The following is a 17,833-nucleotide window of genomic DNA, read 5'->3' on the forward strand; positions in this document are numbered from 1 at the left end:
GCGTAGGTACCGCCGTCGGCAGCTGGTTGCACGGTGATATCGAGCATCTGGTAATCGTTATCATCGCTTTGATCGAGTGTGCGTTCTGTCGAGCTAACTAAAAGCGCAATCTGGACTCGCGTCACATCCGCCATCGAGAGGCCGGCCGAATCGGCAGGTCGGTATTGGACACTGCCGTTGGATGCATCCGTTTCGCCGTACAGCACGCGGATTTGCTCGATGCCCTCAACCAATTCTTCCTGTCCGCCGATTCCCAAGCGATACAGAGCCCGCACGGCGGAGCCGGCACTATTGGTTCGGCCGGTATCGCCGACGTAATAGGCGGATTCCATGAAGCGGCGGATGAATGTGTTGTCGGTGTCGGTGAAGGCCACGTCGTCGAAGGAGTTGCTGGAGTTGCCGGTGGCGTCGTGCTCGAAAACGATATCGCCTGAGTCGTCGTAGGGCTCTGCGGTGACTCTGAAGATAACGGCCCGGTCACAATCGGAGATGAGCAACACCTGATCCGATCCCACACCGAGATTGTTGGTTCCGACCCGGACATGGTCGGTTTCGCTGGTCATAGCGGTGGAAAGCTGCATGCTGGCGGAGGAAGCCCGCTGAATCATCACCACATCGCTATTAGCGATCGGTAAATTGGTGGTTGTGGTCAGTGTGGCCGGCGGCGTCGGCGAGAGGTCCCCATCCGTATCGGCGACGAAGCCACGGATGGCCGTGTTGACGGGATTGGTGCCATCGACGCCGTTGGCCACCACGTTGGCGGATTTTCGACTGTCGACACAACCCAGGTAACCGGCGGTTCGAATGTCTTCGCTGATTTGATCGACGGCGAAGCGGGCGCTTTCTTGGAGTTGGGCCAAGCCGTCTCCAACGCGAGAGGTGCGTTGATTGCCCACGTAGATCTGAATCACGCCACCCAATAGAATCGTGCTAACCAGCAGGGCCACCATGATTTCGATGATGGACAGGCCGGCCTGCGGCTTCAGCGGATGCGGACTCGGCAGGCTCCGAGCTGACGAATTGGTATTCTTGTATGCCATGGTTCTCAGCCTCAATTCAGCCTGAAGTTGACACTGACACTTTGCGCGGCGGTGCCGTCTTCATCCCGTTCGGTCCAATCGACGCGGACGGTATACACGTTGCCCGCCTGGGTAACTTGACCAGTTGCGCCCGGTAGCTGCATGAGTGCGTTTCGCCAACCGGTGATGTCTGCCGTGGCAAGTTGCGACGGTGTGCAAGCGCTGCCGGTGCAACCGGGCGAGGCACTGTTCGCCGATTGGGGGGTGGCCATCACGTAATCTCCGGCCGCATCGCTGTTGGCGCGAATACGGTCGATCATGTCGTAGGCGATCACGGATGCCTGAGAGCGGAAATAGGCGTTCTGCTGAAAGCGCACACCAAACAATTGGATTCCGGCAACGCCCAATAAGCCAACGGACAGGATCAGCAGTGCGATAAGAACCTCGAATAAGGTAAACCCGCGCTGCCGTTGCGGTGTTTCCCCCTTCTTGTGTAGGCGAGATATCACGGACATGTCACGTCGGCTCCCGAAAGGTCTTCTACCGTCCCGTTGTCGTCACCGTCGACGCCCAGGCGTGTCCTACCTACTGTCGTGAGCACTATGGCTCGTGCATGGGTGGCGCCGCGACTGTCGCATAGGGCGAACGATTGAGCGCCGTTGACCCGGCCGTCCCCGGTGTATTGCAGAGAATTGTTCGTGCTTGCCGAGCGAAGTGAGTTTCCCGCCGCCAAGCCGTCGACCACTCGAACGATGGTGTCGCCGGTGTCCACGTCCACGTCGCCGTTGTCGTCAACGAAAACAATCCAGCCGACTTCCCAATCACCCGATCCGGTGGTATCGCAATTCGTTAGCGTGGCGCTTTTGCAGACGGTGACAGTCTTGGCGCGTTTCACCGCTTCGCTGCGGGCCAGATTTAGGCTGGCGACCAGTTCGTTGGTTTGAGCCGTCAGTCGATTGTTTTGCACCAGCACTTGAATGCTCGGCGCGGCCGCTACCATAACGATCGATGCGATCGCCAGCGTGAGTATCAACTCGACGAGCGTGAAACCGGTGTTTGATCTGTCGGTTTTCGTTATCATGGTTTCATTTATAGCGTGCGGATTTCACATAGATAAGTAAAAGCAGATGAACTGCGGTTTTCTGCCGATGAGTGGCGTCTGTCCGGCGCCTCAACCGAAACCGCCGCTGACATCGCCGGTCAGTTCGTTACGGGGGGTTATCGGCGCAAACGATCGAAGCAACAGGGTAGTCACAGATGCAGGTAACGATCATCGGCGGGGGACTGGTGGGGCTGCTGACGGCCTACGAGTTGGTGCAGGCGGGTTGCGAGGTTCGGATCTTCGAACGTGGCGACGTGGGGAAGGAGTCCTCGTGGGCAGGCGGCGGCATCCTATCCGCGTTGTATCCCTGGAAAGATCCCGGTGCCGTTCAGATTTTGGCTCGGCACAGCGCTGAGATCTATCCAGACTTGTGTGCGGGTCTCGCTTCGAGCACGGGGATTGATCCCGAATGGACACGGTCGGGTTTTTTGTTGCTCGAACCCGACCAAGAAAGCATGGCACTGGCATGGGCCGAGCAAACCGGTAGCGAGGTTCAAGTCCTGTCGGCCGCCGAACTCGATCGTTTGGAGCCCGAGCTTCGCCCGCAAGAGTCTTCGGGCATTTTGTTGCCCCATGTCGCCCAGGTTCGCAATCCGCGGTTGGTTGCGGCATTGGCGCGCTTTCTGCGAGATCGATCAGTCGCCATACACGAGCACCAAGCGGTCACCCGATTGGTGACCGAGAACGGCCGGGCAACGGCCATTGAATGTTCGAGTGGTACCTACGAACTCGATGGGCCCGTGGTTTTGGCTGCCGGGGCCTGGAGCGCCGATGTTCTAAACGGTGTTACCCCGTCGCTGCCGGTCAAGCCGGTCAGAGGCCAGATGCTGCTGTATCATGCCCGGCCCGGGCTCCTGCACCGGATTGTGATGCGCGAGGGGCGGTATGCCATTCCGCGCCGAGACGGTCGTATCTTATTCGGCAGCACGGTCGAAGATGTGGGCTTTGACAAATCCGTCACACCGCAAGCTCGCGCAGAACTCCACCGAGCGGCCGTGAGCATCCTGCCGGTATTGGATGACGTACCCATCGAAGCACATTGGTCTGGACTCAGGCCAGCCGCCTTCGAGGGGCTACCGTTTATCGGGGTTCATCCGGCGGTGACCGGTTTGTATTTGAACGTTGGCCACTACCGAAATGGCGTGCTTTTGGCGCCTGCGTCGGCCCGTTTGTTGGTGGCTGAGATACTTGACCGACCGGCGGCAATGGACCGTTCGCCATTTCGGTTCGCTACTCCAGGCCGTTCGTTGGAGCGTTCTAATTGAAAATGAGTCTCTTTTCGGTTAAAAATGCACGGCATGTTTCCGCGTTGCCAATGACCATGAACTTGAATATCGAGCAGACGTTCCGTGAGCTGGGTGTCGCGCCGACCCGTCAGCGCTTAGCCATGGCCCGCATTCTATTGAGTTCGCCCCAACATGCGACGGCGGAAGACATCTTGTCCCAGTTGATTCATGCCGGCGAACGTATCTCCAAGGCGACCGTTTACAACACGCTGAATTTGTTCGCTCAGCGGGGTCTGCTGCGCGAAGTTCGGGTCGATTCCAACCGGGTCATCTACGACTCCAACACCCATCCGCACCATCACTTCTACAATGTTGACACGGGACAACTGTCCGATATTCCGGCCGAGGCGATTCAGTTCGATACACTGCCCGACGTGCCGCCCGGAACCCACCCGGAAGGTGTTGATGTCATCATCCGGGTGCGAGAGTCGTCGGACTGAGATCAGCAGCGGTCGCTCTTTGTTTTTCGAAATGATGCGAGGCGGTAGTACCGTGGTATACTCCCGCGCTTAAAATTGACCCATGCCGGAGTAGCTCAGTCGGTAGAGCAACTGATTCGTAATCAGTAGGTCGGGGGTTCGATTCCTCTCTCCGGCACCATCTACGATCTTGGCGGTTTGCCGCTTTCCCCGCCATACATCCGCAACTCTACCCCCTTTGCGTGGGGTTTTCGCCGCATTCGCTAAATCCGCTTCTGTCGAATTCGCTTCTCACCTCGGTGGCTTGATGGCCGCGGTCCGTTTTCTTGAAAACGGACTGTTCCGCATATTTATTTGTCAATGAACGATCGTTCAATTGTGAAGGTCGTTGGATGATCGATGATCGGGCTGGGGGAGGGAGACCTATGGCCGGAAACTACACGTTCGTGGATGCGTTGGAGCGGAATGCCAAAGCCATTCCCGGCGCCTTGGCGCTGGTGCAAGGCAGACGGTTGCAGACGTATCTGGATTTGGACAGGCGTGCCAACCAGGTGGGCCATGCCTACCTGGAGTTGGGGGTGCGTCGCGGCGAGCGGATTGCCTTGGCGCTGACCAACTGTATTGAGTTTGTTCAATGTCCCTATGGCGGGTGGAAAGGCGCCTTTCTCGAGACATTTCTCCGGATACGAGGGGATCTCCCCAAACTCTGATTCATCCTGGTGGTCGGTGAAACGCCGTCTCAGCCGGATCAGCATATTTATAACTTCTAGCAGTGGGTATCTCGCCAGCCCGTCTTTAAACCGCGATTGCTTTGGGCGGAGCAGGGCAACGACGACACGGGGTACAACATTTATACGGGGGGAACCACCGGTCTGCCGAAAGAGATCTCCTACTGCGAAAAAGCCATGCTGAAAACGGCGGTAGAGGGATTAAGTAGCTTTCTCCCCAAGCTGTTACGCCAAGCTTCCAAGCTTGAATCATCCAGCCTTCGGGGCTTGCCGGGCGGTGGGCTGCTGGACAACGTCAAGGGGCGCTGCTTACTCGCTGCAGCCACCACGACGCGTGTGTTGCAATGGCCGGCCGAGCATGCGCCGTTGTTCAATAACAGTATGTTGCCGCGGCGGGTGCAGGGACGGGTACGTGCCTTGGTCGTCAGTCCCATGATGCATTCGGTGGGATGGGGCGTGAGTCATGCTTTAACCAAGATGGGTGGGACAGTCTATCTCCTGGAAGGAAAGACCTACGATCCCATTGAGGCTTACGAGATCATCCGCGACCACAGAATCAACTTTTTGGCGGCCATCGGGGATTCGACTCTGCGGCCCTTGCTGCAGGTGCTGGACGAGAGGGGTGCGGACGCGGTTCGGCATTTGGGCGTGATCGGATCGGTGGGTATGCCTGCTTCGGCGGATGTCAAAGAGCGTCTGCTCAAGACCCACTTGCCTGAGACGACGTTCGTGGACGTGTTGGACGGCTCGGAAATTACCGGTAGTTCGTTCCAGGTTTACACGTCCAAAGATGCAGTCTTTAACAAGGTGACATTCCCGGTTTCGGACCGAAACCAAATCATCGACCCGGAAACGGGCGTGCCGGTCAAACCTGGTGAGGTCGGGGAATTGCCCCGTCGAACCCGGGTGCCGTCCCAGCAGGGGTACTACAAAGATCCGGAGAAAACCAAAAAGCTTATCCGCGAGTTCAATGGCGAGACATGGCTCATGAGCGGTGATCTTGCCCGGTTGGACGAGGATGGGGAAACGTTCACATTCGTCGGGCGCGGCTCTGAGTGTATCAACACAGGCGGAGAAAAAGTCTATCCCGATGAGGTTGAGTCCATTGTCAAAAAACTCAGTGGTGTGGAAATGGTGGGCGTCACGGCGACGCCGGATGAGAAATACGGCGAATTGGTGGCTACGGTGATCAAACCGGCCGATGGCGTGAAGCTGACAGCCGAGCAGGTGATGACGTTCTGCCAAGACAAAATCGCGGGCTATAAAAGGCCGAGAAAGGTGATCTTCGTCGATGAGTTTCCCACGACCTTGATCGGCAAGGCGCATTATAAGGGGCTCAGGGATTTGGCAAAGCAGGTAAAAGAACGCGAAGACCAGGCGGCGTCACGCGAACAAGAGGCATCGGCGGAAGTCTCTGTGCCGTGAGCCATTCTCGACGGGTGGCGGGGGCCCTATCGATACCCGTGTGATCGGCGTTCCGCGCAAGCGTGTGATCGTTAGGTTTGGCGATTTGTGCGGGTCTCGTAGCCGGGATCTTCCTGACCTCCAGGCGGACGGACACAAGGCGCTTACGGTTCCTAAGATGTAGGTTGATGTCCAGCTACCCGGCCATTGGCTGCACGACAGTCAATGGCGCCGGATCGGCTGTGCCCCGCACAGGCCGCATCTCGCGCAGAACTCTGTTCGCTGTCACCGAGTCCACCCTATGGAATGCTTGGATGCGTGGTACGTCAATGGCGTCAGAGAGGTGGTAAACCGCATCGAGGTGGCTTCGTGACGCCGAGGCCGTTGATTGAATTGAATCTTGCTTTATGCCGTTCGGCGGCTTAGATAAAACAGGCGGTCCGGGCTGCCCCCCGTTCGCACTGCGCGGTTGGTGATTCGCGGGCCATGGTGGCTAGGAGCCTCAAACAGGATTGCGGATAAACAGGTGATATCGTCTTGAAATTGCGGAGGGCAAAGCGATGACCGAACTGGATCCGATCGTTGGCAATTGGTACGACCAGAGCGGTGGTGCCAATCCTTTTTATGTCGTCGTCGTTGATGATGACGAGAGCCTCATCGAAGTCGAGTACTTCGATGGCACCCTGGATCAGTTGTCCATGCGGGATTGGTACGAACTCGACCTTGAGCTTTGTGAGCCGCCCGAGGACTGGACTGGACCGGTCGATGCCTTGGAGCGAGATGATCTCAGCTACAGCGAAACAGCCATGGGGCCCGACTGGCTGCGGCGTCGGCCGGTGCCGGATCCAACGGATTTGGTCGAGGAAGAATCTGAACGAGCGGATGAACAGGAATTCATGGAACAAGGCCCTACGCTGGAAGAACCCTGGGAAGAAAGTTGACCGTCCCTGATTTGGGGTTGGTGAGACCGGAAGCATTACCCGGCCGCTGGCTTTTCATCCTCATTGCTGTCGTCGGGTTGCTGGGATGTTCAATGCCCGGCCCGGTCGAGAGCCTGTTGGTCATGCAGGACATCGCGGTGGGTACGGGCGATGAAAAAACATTGCTGAAGCGACTGCGTCCGTCCGTTTCGTGCGAAGAGGTTCAATTCAGCGGTTCTGACACAAGCTACGTGGGGGATATCTACCGGGGCGGAGATACCATCGGCGCCGCGATCGTGCTTGTGCCCGGTGCCGTGCCGAGTGGCAAAAACGACCCCCGGCTGGTCGCTTTCGCCACGACCTTGGCCCGGGCGAACTTTCTTGTCCTGGTACCGGATATCGCAAACATGAGGGCGTTGAAAGTCAGGCCGCAGGACGTCGACGCGATCGCGGATGCGGTGAGTGAGTTGCGTGACCGCTTGCCGTCGCTGCCTGGGGCGACCGCTGGAGAGATCTCTGTGGGCATCGGGGCGTTCAGTTATGCGGTGGGGCCGGCAGTGCTCGCAGCCATGCGCCAGGACATCCGCGCCGAAGTAGAATTTATCTTCGCCATCGGCGGCTATTACGACTTAGTGCAGGCGATCACCTATATCACCACCGGACACTATCGCGTTGGGGGGCGATGGCAGTATCGGCCGGCCGAGGCGCATGGTCGATGGGTGTTTCTGGCGAGCAATTTGGACCGGTTGGCGCCAGCGGAGCGTCCTGCCCTGGCCGAGTTGATTGCGCGTAGCCAAGAGCATCCAGAGGCCGACGTGGCGGATCTCGTCGGCCGTTTGGGGCCACAAGGGTGGGCCGTTTATGCCTTGGTGGATAATCGCGATCCGGAGTTGGTGCCGGGGCTGGTCGCCGCGTTGCCGGCAGCCGTTCGGCGTGACATCGAAGCCCTCGACCTGTCACGCCAAGATCTAACGTCACTTAATGCGCAGGTTTTGTTGATTCACGGTAGAGACGATCCGCTCATTCCCTATACGGAGAGTGTGGCGTTTGCTCACGCGCTGGGTCCGGATAGAGCAAGCCTCTACGTATTGAGTGGTTTGAGCCACGTGGATGTCGATCCGGGTACGATCGATCTGTGGCGTTGGTGGCGGGCGACGCGGGAAGTGCTGATGCAACGACGGACCGCGGGATCGTGACGTTCCGCTCCCAATCTGCGAAACGCCACCGGGCCTGCGACGATCGTTCGGCCATCGGTGTCCCTTCTACAAGGCGGCCCACACCGCAACAGTGATGGCGGAGCAGCCCAGAATGGCGACCCTGCCGTGTGTGTAGACCATGGACAAGGAGACGGGTCGCCCCATGGCACGCGTTGTGACAAACAAGGCGCATCCGCCCGTGGCGGCCAGTGTAGGTAGAGCCCGAGCGCGGCCCAGGCGGCGAGGGATTGGGTTTTATCCACCGCCAGATAGAGTGCGACGAGGCCGACAATGGCAGTACCCCCATGGGCCTGGCCCATGGCGATGGGGACTTCGCGGCCTTGTGTGTGACGATACGCCATGAGGCCGCCGCCCAAGAACACGACAACAAATATCACGAATCAAGGTAGCATTGCCAAACCTCCGTAGATAATCCATAGATAACACGAAACGGAGACCAGAGTAGTTGGGGTCTGGTGCGTGTGCATTGATCTTTACCAGTGCACACGCAGGGGCCGTCGGTTCGTTGTCCAGCCCGGCGCGCTGGCGTTCTGTCTGCGACTGAGGTGATCGCAAAGTTCTGCTGAGAACGGGACGGGACCGAGTTCGTGCAGGAGAGGAATGGCGGTCCGGGCAGCGATCGCTCGTCCAAACTCCAGGTGGTGGCTACGTTTGGTTGTACTATGCCGACATGCTGAGGTAACGCTCGCCCGTGTCGTGAATAATGGTGACGACGGTTTTGCCGGGTCCGAGGGTTTTAGCTAGCCGGAGCGCAGCGGCGACACTGGCACCGGAGGAGATGCCACCGAGTATGCCTTCTTCCCGAATCAGCCGGGATCGCATGGCGAACGCTTCCTCGGTCGTGACTTTTTCCACGCCGTCCAACAACGCGGTATTCAGATTGCCTGGAATGAATCCGGCGCCGATACCCTGTATTTTGTGCGGACCCTTCTGACCGCCGGAAATCACCGGTGACTCGGTGGGTTCAACCGCAATGGCTTGAAATGTCGCTTTTTTTGGTTTGATGTACTCCGCCACGCCCGTGATGGTGCCGCCGGTTCCGACGCCGCAAACGAAAGCATCGACCTGGCCCTGGGTTTGATTCCAAATCTCCGGGCCGGTGGTGGAGAAATGAATCCGCGGGTTGGCTGGGTTTTCAAACTGTTGCGGTTGGAAAGCGCCCGGTATGTCGTTTTGCAGCTCGTTGGCTTTCGCAATCGCGCCGCCCATGGCTTCAGGACCCGGCGTCAGCACAATTTCCGCGCCCAGGAGTGTTAACAGTTGACGCCGTTCGACGGACATGGTCTCCGGCATGGTGAGGATGCATCGGTAACCGCGGCGAGCGGCGAGCATGGCCAGGGCGATTCCGGTATTGCCGGACGTAGGCTCGATGAGGGTGCCGCCCGATTTGAGTTGACCGCTTTGTTCGGCGTCCTGGATCATGGCCAGTCCGATTCGATCTTTGACGGAAAAGCCGGGATTGCGGGATTCCACCTTGACCAGGACGTCGGCGCTGGGTTCGTCCGGCAGGCGGCGAAGCTTCACCAGCGGCGTTTCGCCGATCAGTGTCTCAAATTCAAACGATTCCATGGGTACTCCTCGTGCCATCATTTGGATAGGTGCTTTGTGGTTGCAACGGCCCAATACGCCGGCGAAGTGCATTGTCCGATGAGCTTTGATGCGACAGGCGAATCGAAATCAGACAACAGCACGTCTGAAAGATCAAGATGCGGATCATCGTGTTGCGGCTTACGGCATGACCGAGCCGGGTCGGCGCCTCAACAACTCGACATTCGATTCAGTGCAGGTGGGGCGTCGCGGTCTTCCAGTACAGCCAGGAATCGGTGAATTGCTTCACCGGCAGCGGTGGGCTGTCTAAGTAACCTTGATAGGCGTCACAACCCCGGATTCGGAGAAACTCCAGCTGTGCGGTGGTTTCAACGCCCTCGGCGATCACGTTCAGGCCTAGGTTGCGAGCCATGGCGATAATGGTGGCCGCGATTTCCACATCGCTGGAATCGTGCGGGATGTCGCGGACAAAGCTTTGGTCGATCTTCAGGGTGTCGATGGCAAATCGCTTTAAGTAGGCCAGCGAGGAATAGCCCGTGCCAAAATCATCGATAGCGATCGAAACGCCCAGGTCTTTTAAGGTGTGGAGGCTGTCGTCCGCCGATTGACCGTGCGTCATGATGGCACTTTCGGTGATTTCGAGATGGAGCCGTTCAGGTTTGATCCCGGTTTCGCGTAGGATATCGCGGATCTTTCTGGCCAGACTCGGTTGGGCGAACTGCCGGGTGGATAAATTGACCGAGACACTGAACGCCGGGTCCAGGCCGGCGCGTTCCCATTGTCGTATTTGGGCGCAGACAGTTCTTATCACCCAGTCTCCCAGGCCATTGATCAGTCCGGTTTCTTCGGCGACGGGAATGAATACATCGGGTGGGATCAGCCCTTGTTCGGGATGCTGCCATCGAATCAGTGCTTCGGCGCCAATAATCTTTCCCGTTTGAACATTCAGTTGAGGTTGGTAGTACAAGGTGAATTCGCCGCGTTCCACAGCTTTGCGCAAGCGGTTTTCCATGACCAGCCGGTTATTCGCCTCGACGGTGAGTTCTTCGGTATAAAACCGATAGGTGTTGCGGCCTTGCTCCTTGGCTTTGTACATCGCCGCATCGGCATTTTGGATCAGCTGAACCCCATCGCTACCGTTTTCGGGGTAGAGGCTGATCCCGACGCTGAGGCCGATATAGATGTCGTTGCCCTCGTGTAACTCGAAAGGAACCTTCATTTGTCCAATGAGTTCTTCGGCGAGGGACGCCGCATCCCTCGCGTTTTGTACCGATTCCAGCAGGACCACGAATTCATCGCCGCCCCACCGCGCCAGGGTGTCTTCTTTGCGAATTCGGCATGATAGCCGTCGGGCGATCGCCTGTAGTAGTTGATCCCCAGTCGGGTGGCCCAGGCTGTCATTGACGTTTTTGAATCGGTCCAGATCCAGAAACAACAAACCTGCCCGGTGTCCGTGCCGGGCCGCCCGTTCCAACGCATGGGCGAGGCGCGATTGCAGCAAGAGCCGGTTTGGCAGCTCGGTCAACGGATCGTAGTGGGCCAAATGTTCTAATTGTGCTTCGGACTGCTTGATACGGCTGATGTCGGAAAAAACGGCGATGTAATTGCACACCTGATCGGCTTCGTCGGTCACGACGCTGATACTGGTCCAAGATGGATAAAACTCGCCGTTTTTCCGTTGATCCCAGAGCTCTCCCTGCCAGCTACCGGTCTCCTTCAGGTGTTGCCATAAGGCAGCGTAGAAATCGGCGTTGTGCCGACCGCTCTGAAGAATGCTGGGATTTTTTCCCAGCGCCTCACGCTGCTCGAATCCGGTAATGTCGGTGAACGCCTTATTGGTGGCCACAATGCGGCTTTCTGCGTCGGTGACGATGATTCCATCCCGCGTGTTTTCAAACACAATGGCGGATCGGCGTAGCTCGTCTTCCGCTCGTCTTCGCTCCGTAATGTCCATTAAACCGGCCAATGCGCCGGTATATTTGCCCGAGCTGTCGAATACGGGCGTGGCGCCGACCGTCGCGTAGACGCGCTTGCCGTCTTTGCGAATCAGTTCCGTTTCGTGTTGTTCCGTGATGCCACGTCGGCGGCGATCCAGTAGATGGCGGGTATCCTCCGCTGTTTTCGGGTCCATAAACGCGTAAACCGGTTGGCCGATCATTTCATCCGGAGTGCAGCCCAGCATTCGAGCGATGGCCGGATTGGCATACAAAGTGGAGCCATCTGCATCGATACGCCAAATTCCTTCCTGCGCCAGTTCCACCAACTGCCGATATTTTTCCTCACTGGACCGCAGTGCTGATTCGGCCTTGGCTTGTTCCGTGACGTCTCTAATCACCGCCACGACGGCCTCTTTGCCTTGGTAGATACATCGTGATCCGCGAACTTCCACATGGATAAACCGGCCGTCTTTGGTGACGTTCATGCCTTCTGTGGTGGCCACGCTATTCGATCCCGCTTTGACGAAAAAATCCGGTAGTTGGTGGCGGTGGTCCGGGTGAATCAAACGGGAAAGGTTCGTCCCGATCAACTCATCTCGCGTGTAGCCCATCATCTGTTGATAAGCTGGGTTGACTTCCCGAATGGTTCCTTGTCCGTCGAACAGACAAATGCCCTCAGCTGCTGAGGAGAAAATGGCCCGATAGCGCGCCTCGCTCTCTTTCAACGCCAGTTTGGCGCGCTGCTGTTCGGTCATATCCACCATTGTGCCGATCAAACACGGTCTTCTTTCACCGTCGAGCCGATGGGCCTCGAAACGCAGCCGGATATGCTTGGTGCGTTCGTCCGGCATTAGAATCCTGAGTGTCAGATCCACCGCCTCCCCGAGTCGGATTGCACGTGACAACGCATGAGCGACTCGTTTTCGGTCGCTCGGATAGAGTGTGTTCAAAAAGCCTTTCTTGGTGTGTTCAATTTCCGATGAGTCAACTTCAAAGATCCGATAGCATTCGGAAGAGAGGTTCAAAACGTCGGTTTCCAAGTCCAGTTCCCACGTGCCGATATTGCCTACCCTTTGAGCTTCTTCCAGCCGACGTCGGCTTTCTCTCAGTTCCTGCTCCGTTTGTCGGCGAGCCAATGCGTGGGAGAGTGCGAACGCACACTCTGTCAAAGCCAAAGTATCTGAGGCTTGCCAGGCCCTCGATGGCGTTCGGGTTTCCCACCAAATCAGCCCCTGGACTGTGCCGTTCCACCACAGGGGTGCACACAGGAGAGATTGACAAGCTTCTTCGGCGAGTTGGTTTTTTACGATATCGGCCTCCGGTGGGAGGTCGTCCGGAATATTGATTTGAACGGTTTGTTCTTCACCCATTCTTACAATGAGCCATTCCAGGTCTTCGCGCCGAAAACGGACGGCGCGGGTTTCTTTTTTCCTCTCGCCTGCACGCCACAGGTGTGTTTGGTCCGATGCCGGCCTGATGCGACAGAATTGATACAGGCAAACCCGGTCGGCCGCGCTGTAGGTGCCCATGCTCGCCAAGCACTCTTGGATGCTTTGATCGCTGGGGTTTTCTCCTGTGTGATCGGTCAGTTGAGTGGAAATGGTTGCGATGAGTTGTTCCAAGCGAAGACGGGCCAATAGATCCGTCTCGGCTCGTGATCGGCGTGTGATTTCCTCGCGCAGATTGATTTCGACCCGGGACTGTTCGGTGAGAATCCGATTCAATCGTATGATCGAGCGGCGAGCTATGACCGCTCCCAGGATCAGCGACAACACCATGATCCACCCCAGTGCCCTTGTGCTTCGGGCTTGAATCGCGCCTGATTCCCGAATTCCGGATTCACGGGCATCCAGATGCAGATCCTTGAGACGTACGATGGTGCGTTCTAAATCGTCCAGCGAATCGGTGATGGCCGGAGAGGAACGCTGCCCCGGGGCTACAAAAATGGCCTCTGAAAATGTGATCAGCTGAGCGTGCGCGGATCGAAGAAATGCCGAATACATGGGCGTCGACGGCACGGTGGTTTCGAAGTCTTTGGATAGACGTGTGAGCTGATCAAGTTGTTGTTCCATTATCCGATAATGATCCTCCATACCAACCGGATCGGAGACGGCCTGATCCGACCGATGATGGTGGGGGCTGTCAGATTTTGTGTGGGTCAGCGCTTTGTGAACTTCGTGCTCGACTTGGGTTAAAAGAAAAATGCTCTGAAAGTGAAACTCGTTGCTTACGCGATCGATATGGGCGGCTTGGCCATTCGCCCAATACCAGTAGGCCAGCGCACCGAGCAGGAGGGTGACGAAAAGGGCCACCCACAAGTAGACGTTTCGCACCAGCGTCGGGCTGGGAAGGATCGCGAGTGCGGGGGTTGCGGTCGCTGATGTCAGCCGGTCGCCAACTGTAAGTTGCTCCACCGTTGTCGCCACCTCGTGTGATATTCACCGCCTGTTGTGAACGGTCCAAGACAACCCGTTCGCTGATACCGATTAGATCTGAGACTTGTCGTAGCGAAACACGATCTCGCAGCGGAAGGGTGTTAATTACTTCTACTGTATAAAATAGCTGAACATTGATATGAAAGTAAAAATTCTGTCATCGATTAGATAGCATCACTTAATCAATTTCGTGTTGAAAGGTATTGGGCTTCGATGCGTTTCAGGCGTGCCTGGTGCGCGGCCAGGAATATGGCAGGGTGGGATGACGAACGATCATAAAAACAGAAAACCCGGTTCGATCAGGCCGAACCGGGTTTGGCGCCATGTCAGTGTTTGCAAAAATACGTGAAGAATTTACCAGCCCGCTTAGGGTATCGATGCCTGGGAATATTTCTTGTCGGATGATCTGTTTCGCATTTCTGACATTTGATTGTACGGGAACGAGTAGATCATTCGGTCGATGACCCATCCCGGTACCGGCAGCGGTGAGGCGAACACGCTCTGGTATGTGGCTTCGGTTCGCCCGTTTTCTTTGGGCGTGAATTGAAAATAGCCCACTAAACTTTCGATTTCCTGGCGCTGTTCTTCGGTCTCGGCGAATTCCCCCGCACCATGAAAGGCGTAGATGATCGTGCCGGTTTCCGCATCACGTTGCAGTTCGACTTTAATTACCATCTCGCGGTCCGAGAGCGGCCAGGGAAGGTCGGTGACGACTCTGATGAACCAGTTGGTGTCGTCGATACGTTCGTACATCGTCATTTCTTTGATGGACTGCCGCCACTCAGGAGCCGCCGGATAGTCCAGAACCAATGACAGGAGGGCTTCCGGCGTTGCATCGACTTCCACAACTGCCCGGATTTCCCGAGCCGTCTGATTGACTGTCTCCGGAACGCGGCTGTAAACACGAATTCCGTCTTCGTCTTTACCCAGCGTCCAGTTATCCGACGCGATGGCCGGCGTGCCAACGAGCAGAATAGCCATCAAGCCTGTTGCGGCCAGTTTAAGCCGTCGCATTACCATTCAGATGCCTCCTCCACGGTATGCTTGTTTCCCCTGGAACATACCGTATATCAAAACCGACGGGGTTGTTTCTCATTGGCTATGTTAATGAGACATCGTGGTGTATTGCAATTCTCTGTCAGTATAAATGCGGGTTTCCGGCCGGGAGGGGCGGTCATAATATTGACTATTACTATAGTTGGTGGCGGTCACAATTAGCGATTGGCGGGACTACGGGAGTGGATGCCGACAATGGAAGCGTTCCGGTGCCGACGTGGCGGTCGAGCCCTATCAGTGGTCAGCGGCAATGGGTTAAGCAACGCGTTCTACCGACGAGAGCCCACCAGATATCGGGGTCGCCCGGGGGGGGCCGTCGCCGGTCCATCGTCCCAAGATAAGGCAAGAGTTTTCCGCAGGCGGAATCAGCGTGACCAGTGGACCCGCAGCAGGATGTCTTCTTCTTCGTAATGGAAGTCCAATGTACCTTGGTAAGCGTGATGAAGCGCTTCTCCCAGCCCACGGGTGATGTGCGGACTGGTGAGGCTTAAGTGTAACTTTCCCTCGGTTTCTTCCAGGGCCATGATCCGCTCCAGCGGGCGTTCTTTTTTCTCTTGCGCCTCGGTGTTGTGGATGAGATTGAGGATTTCTTCCCGGTGCGATTTGAGAAAGTCACCGGTGATATCCAGAAAACCCGCCGGAATGCCGTCGCGGACCCGAAGACACGCGGGGCAAAGCTGCTCCTGCGCATCCGGTGGTGTATCAAGCCATTGCCACCGACCTTTGTGGTAGACAGCGTGGCACGCCGGGCAGGCAGTGGGCTCCGGCAGTTTGGATTTTGATTTGTACGGGTCGTGCACCCATTCCTTGATGAATCGGTCGTGTCTTCCCTGGTGCAGGTAGTCTTTTGGTTTGTTTGGGCCGGTCATCGCAACGCACTCCATGCAAGTTGATCTTCTTTTAGTCTTAGGGTAGCGCGACTTTCAGGCGGGCTTTTGACTTGTCTCAAACTTCCGAAGCTCGTATCTCTATGTGGTATCGATTGCCTCGCTGTGCGATGTGGCTTTCGACTTTCCGTATCTTGTTCAGCAACCACAACAGGGTCTGCAAGTGGGAGGAAACCTCCCTTACCCAGAAGGTCGACGGTGCCTCGGCCAAGGCCATGTAGACCGCCAGTTGGTCGGCGGCATGGACATCCAACGTGGCACCCGCTGCCAGTTCGCTCGCCAACGCACGGCCGGTCTCATCCCCCAACTGCTCGGATGGGATGCCTCGTTGTGCCACCGTCGCGGCACCGAGAAGGGTGGATTCGGTTCGTGCCCAAATTACCAATGCACCTCCCGTCCCCACGGCATCGCCGGGGCCGAGCATGCGCGTGTGGAAGTGAATCGGCGTACCGGCGGGAAAACAATCCCGTGCTGCCGTAGCCATGCGTTGCGGGATGTGAGCGGGGAGGTTAGATGCATGAATGGCGCCGAAGATCTCGAGCAAAGGTCCGGTGGATTCGAGGTTCAAGGGGTAGAGGCAATCGGCAGGTGTGACTTCGACGGTGACCAGTCCGCCGCCCCGGGGGTAGTAGCCCCGGCGCTGAACTCGAATGTCGGCTTCGACATTCAATCGCCTTAGCCAGGGGAGTATTACGTGGATGAGGTAGTCTATCGGCGGCGCGCCGCGCACGTCGGTGCCGCCGGTCACTGTGATCTGGGTCGGACCGGGTGCTCGCACCGCCACCGGCAAAACCGCTTGCAGCACCAAGGCGATACTGCCGGCAGTGGTCACGTCGAAACTGAAGCTTCCGGCACGCAAATCGCCGGGGAAAAATGTGATTTCCGAGGCGCGGAGTGCATCGCCCAGCAGTTGTCCGTCACTGAGCGTCGCCACCGCCCGGATGGCCGTCAAGTGTTGGGCCGACAAGCCGGGCGGATGGCGTCGGGCGCGGATATTCCGTATACGGACTGGGGTTCCCGTTATCGCCGACAGCGCGACGGCCATGCGGACGAGTTGCCCGCCTCCCTCACCGTGGCTGCCATCGATCTCGATGACTCGGGATGCACCCGTCACAGCATTCTTTCGGAGCACCGTGGTGGGCTTTTATGCGGTTGGATGATGTTTGCCGATCAAGTGAACCGTGGTGGCCTTCGGGCCGGCATCCCCCGGCGCTTCGGCAAACCGGACTTCCATTCCCGTTTCCAGCGTGTCGAAGTCGGCTTCGAGCACGCTGTTGCGATGAAAATAGATATCCCGTCCATCCGGGGTTTCGATGCGGCCGTAGTCGAGTTCCGGATAGAGCGCGATAATCCGGCCGTGGGGCGGTACTTCGTGGGTTTTGACTTTGCCCCGTAGCTTGCGCGCGTAGTCTTCCAATTGGCGATTCATGGCGTTGAAGGCATCGCGAATCGCCACGTAGATGTCCTCGTGGGCGTGATGTGCGCCGGGATCGCGATTGACCACCAACTCGGCACCGGGAACTGTGAGGTCGATGCGGATGTGGTAAATCTTGCCCTTGTGATGGTGCTGATGTGGCGCCTCGATCATCACTCGGCAGCCAATAATTCCGTCGAATAATCGTTCCAATTTATCGATCTTGGCTTGCACCGCAGCCTGAATGGCCGGTGATGGCGTGATGTCGCGATAAGAAATTTGTAGTTCGGATTGCATGGTAAACCCCATGGTGTCTCTTCAATGGGATTTAGTTGAAATCCCTTCTGTGCAAGAGCATAGGGTTCGATGTGGGTCCTCGAACCTGACGCAGGTCAATAGTCGGTGTGGTTTAGGCGGGTCTTGGTAGGCCTCGGCGGAGGGGGCGGCGCGTGGGATCAGCC

15 protein-coding genes and 1 tRNA gene are annotated in these 17,833 nt (G+C 57.3%); 7 read left to right on the forward strand and 9 right to left on the reverse strand.

All coding sequences use genetic code 11. The features are described 5' to 3' along the window. The 3 genes from SVU69_12690 to SVU69_12700 all read right to left on the reverse strand — a co-directional run. On the reverse strand, positions 1–1,040 hold a 1,040-nt coding region (locus SVU69_12690; protein ID MDY6943854.1), incomplete at its 3' end, for a PilW family protein. A gap of 11 nt (positions 1,041–1,051) precedes the next feature. After that, the gene (pilV, locus tag SVU69_12695) at positions 1,052–1,534 is read right to left on the reverse strand and encodes a type IV pilus modification protein PilV (protein MDY6943855.1); all 483 of its coding nucleotides are present in this window, start codon (positions 1,532–1,534) and stop codon (positions 1,052–1,054) included. After that, a complete protein-coding gene (locus tag SVU69_12700) occupies positions 1,525–2,100 on the reverse strand; it encodes a GspH/FimT family pseudopilin (GenBank protein ID MDY6943856.1) in 576 nt (191 codons plus the stop codon). Before SVU69_12700 ends, pilV begins: the two co-directional genes overlap by 10 nt. Positions 2,101–2,276: 176 nt before the next feature. Between SVU69_12700 and thiO the strand changes: the two genes are divergently transcribed. The 7 genes from thiO (at position 2,277) to SVU69_12735 (ending at position 8,074) form a co-directional block, all read left to right on the forward strand. After that, complete coding sequence (thiO, locus tag SVU69_12705; protein MDY6943857.1) at positions 2,277–3,386, forward strand: glycine oxidase ThiO; 1,110 nt, start codon at positions 2,277–2,279, stop codon at positions 3,384–3,386. 56 nt (positions 3,387–3,442) lie between these two features. Next, entirely contained in the window at positions 3,443–3,847 is a 405-nt protein-coding gene (locus SVU69_12710; protein ID MDY6943858.1) for a Fur family transcriptional regulator, read from the forward strand. A gap of 84 nt (positions 3,848–3,931) precedes the next feature. Next, positions 3,932–4,007: transfer RNA gene (locus SVU69_12715), tRNA-Thr, on the forward strand. Between the two features lie 244 nt (positions 4,008–4,251). Next, positions 4,252–4,536 carry an AMP-binding protein gene (locus SVU69_12720; protein ID MDY6943859.1) on the forward strand — a complete coding sequence of 95 codons (285 nt, stop codon included), beginning with the start codon at positions 4,252–4,254 and terminating at the stop codon, positions 4,534–4,536. Between the two features lie 195 nt (positions 4,537–4,731). Then, positions 4,732–5,979 (forward strand): AMP-binding protein, encoded by a 1,248-nt coding sequence (locus tag SVU69_12725; protein ID MDY6943860.1) that lies wholly within the window; start codon positions 4,732–4,734, stop codon positions 5,977–5,979. A gap of 539 nt (positions 5,980–6,518) precedes the next feature. Further along, positions 6,519–6,899, forward strand: a complete 381-nt coding sequence (locus SVU69_12730) for a DUF6763 family protein (GenBank protein ID MDY6943861.1) — start codon at positions 6,519–6,521, stop codon at positions 6,897–6,899. Beyond that, a complete protein-coding gene (locus tag SVU69_12735; protein ID MDY6943862.1) occupies positions 6,896–8,074 on the forward strand; it encodes an alpha/beta hydrolase in 1,179 nt (392 codons plus the stop codon). Before SVU69_12730 ends, SVU69_12735 begins: the two co-directional genes overlap by 4 nt. A 681-nt stretch (positions 8,075–8,755) precedes the next feature. Here the strand turns inward: SVU69_12735 and cysK are convergent. From cysK to raiA, 6 genes are all read right to left on the reverse strand, one after another. Then, positions 8,756–9,664 carry a cysteine synthase A gene (cysK, locus tag SVU69_12740; protein MDY6943863.1) on the reverse strand — a complete coding sequence of 303 codons (909 nt, stop codon included), beginning with the start codon at positions 9,662–9,664 and terminating at the stop codon, positions 8,756–8,758. 208 nt (positions 9,665–9,872) lie between these two features. After that, positions 9,873–13,994: an EAL domain-containing protein gene (locus SVU69_12745; GenBank protein ID MDY6943864.1), complete on the reverse strand. Its 4,122-nt coding sequence runs from the start codon at positions 13,992–13,994 to the stop codon at positions 9,873–9,875. A 387-nt stretch (positions 13,995–14,381) separates the two neighbouring features. After that, entirely contained in the window at positions 14,382–15,035 is a 654-nt protein-coding gene (locus SVU69_12750; GenBank protein MDY6943865.1) for an START domain-containing protein, read from the reverse strand. A gap of 401 nt (positions 15,036–15,436) precedes the next feature. Further along, positions 15,437–15,940, reverse strand: coding sequence for a BCAM0308 family protein (locus SVU69_12755; protein ID MDY6943866.1), 504 nt, complete (start codon positions 15,938–15,940; stop codon positions 15,437–15,439). 76 nt (positions 15,941–16,016) lie between these two features. Continuing rightward, on the reverse strand, positions 16,017–17,072 hold the full coding sequence (gene rtcA, locus SVU69_12760) for an RNA 3'-terminal phosphate cyclase (GenBank protein ID MDY6943867.1): 1,056 nt from the start codon (positions 17,070–17,072) through the stop codon (positions 16,017–16,019). A 30-nt stretch (positions 17,073–17,102) separates the two neighbouring features. Next, on the reverse strand, positions 17,103–17,669 hold the full coding sequence (gene raiA, locus SVU69_12765; GenBank protein ID MDY6943868.1) for a ribosome-associated translation inhibitor RaiA: 567 nt from the start codon (positions 17,667–17,669) through the stop codon (positions 17,103–17,105). Between the last annotated feature and the right edge of the window lie 164 nt (positions 17,670–17,833).

This window comes from Pseudomonadota bacterium (assembly GCA_034189865.1).
Taxonomy (GTDB): Bacteria; Pseudomonadota; Gammaproteobacteria; order UBA5335; family UBA5335; genus JAXHTV01.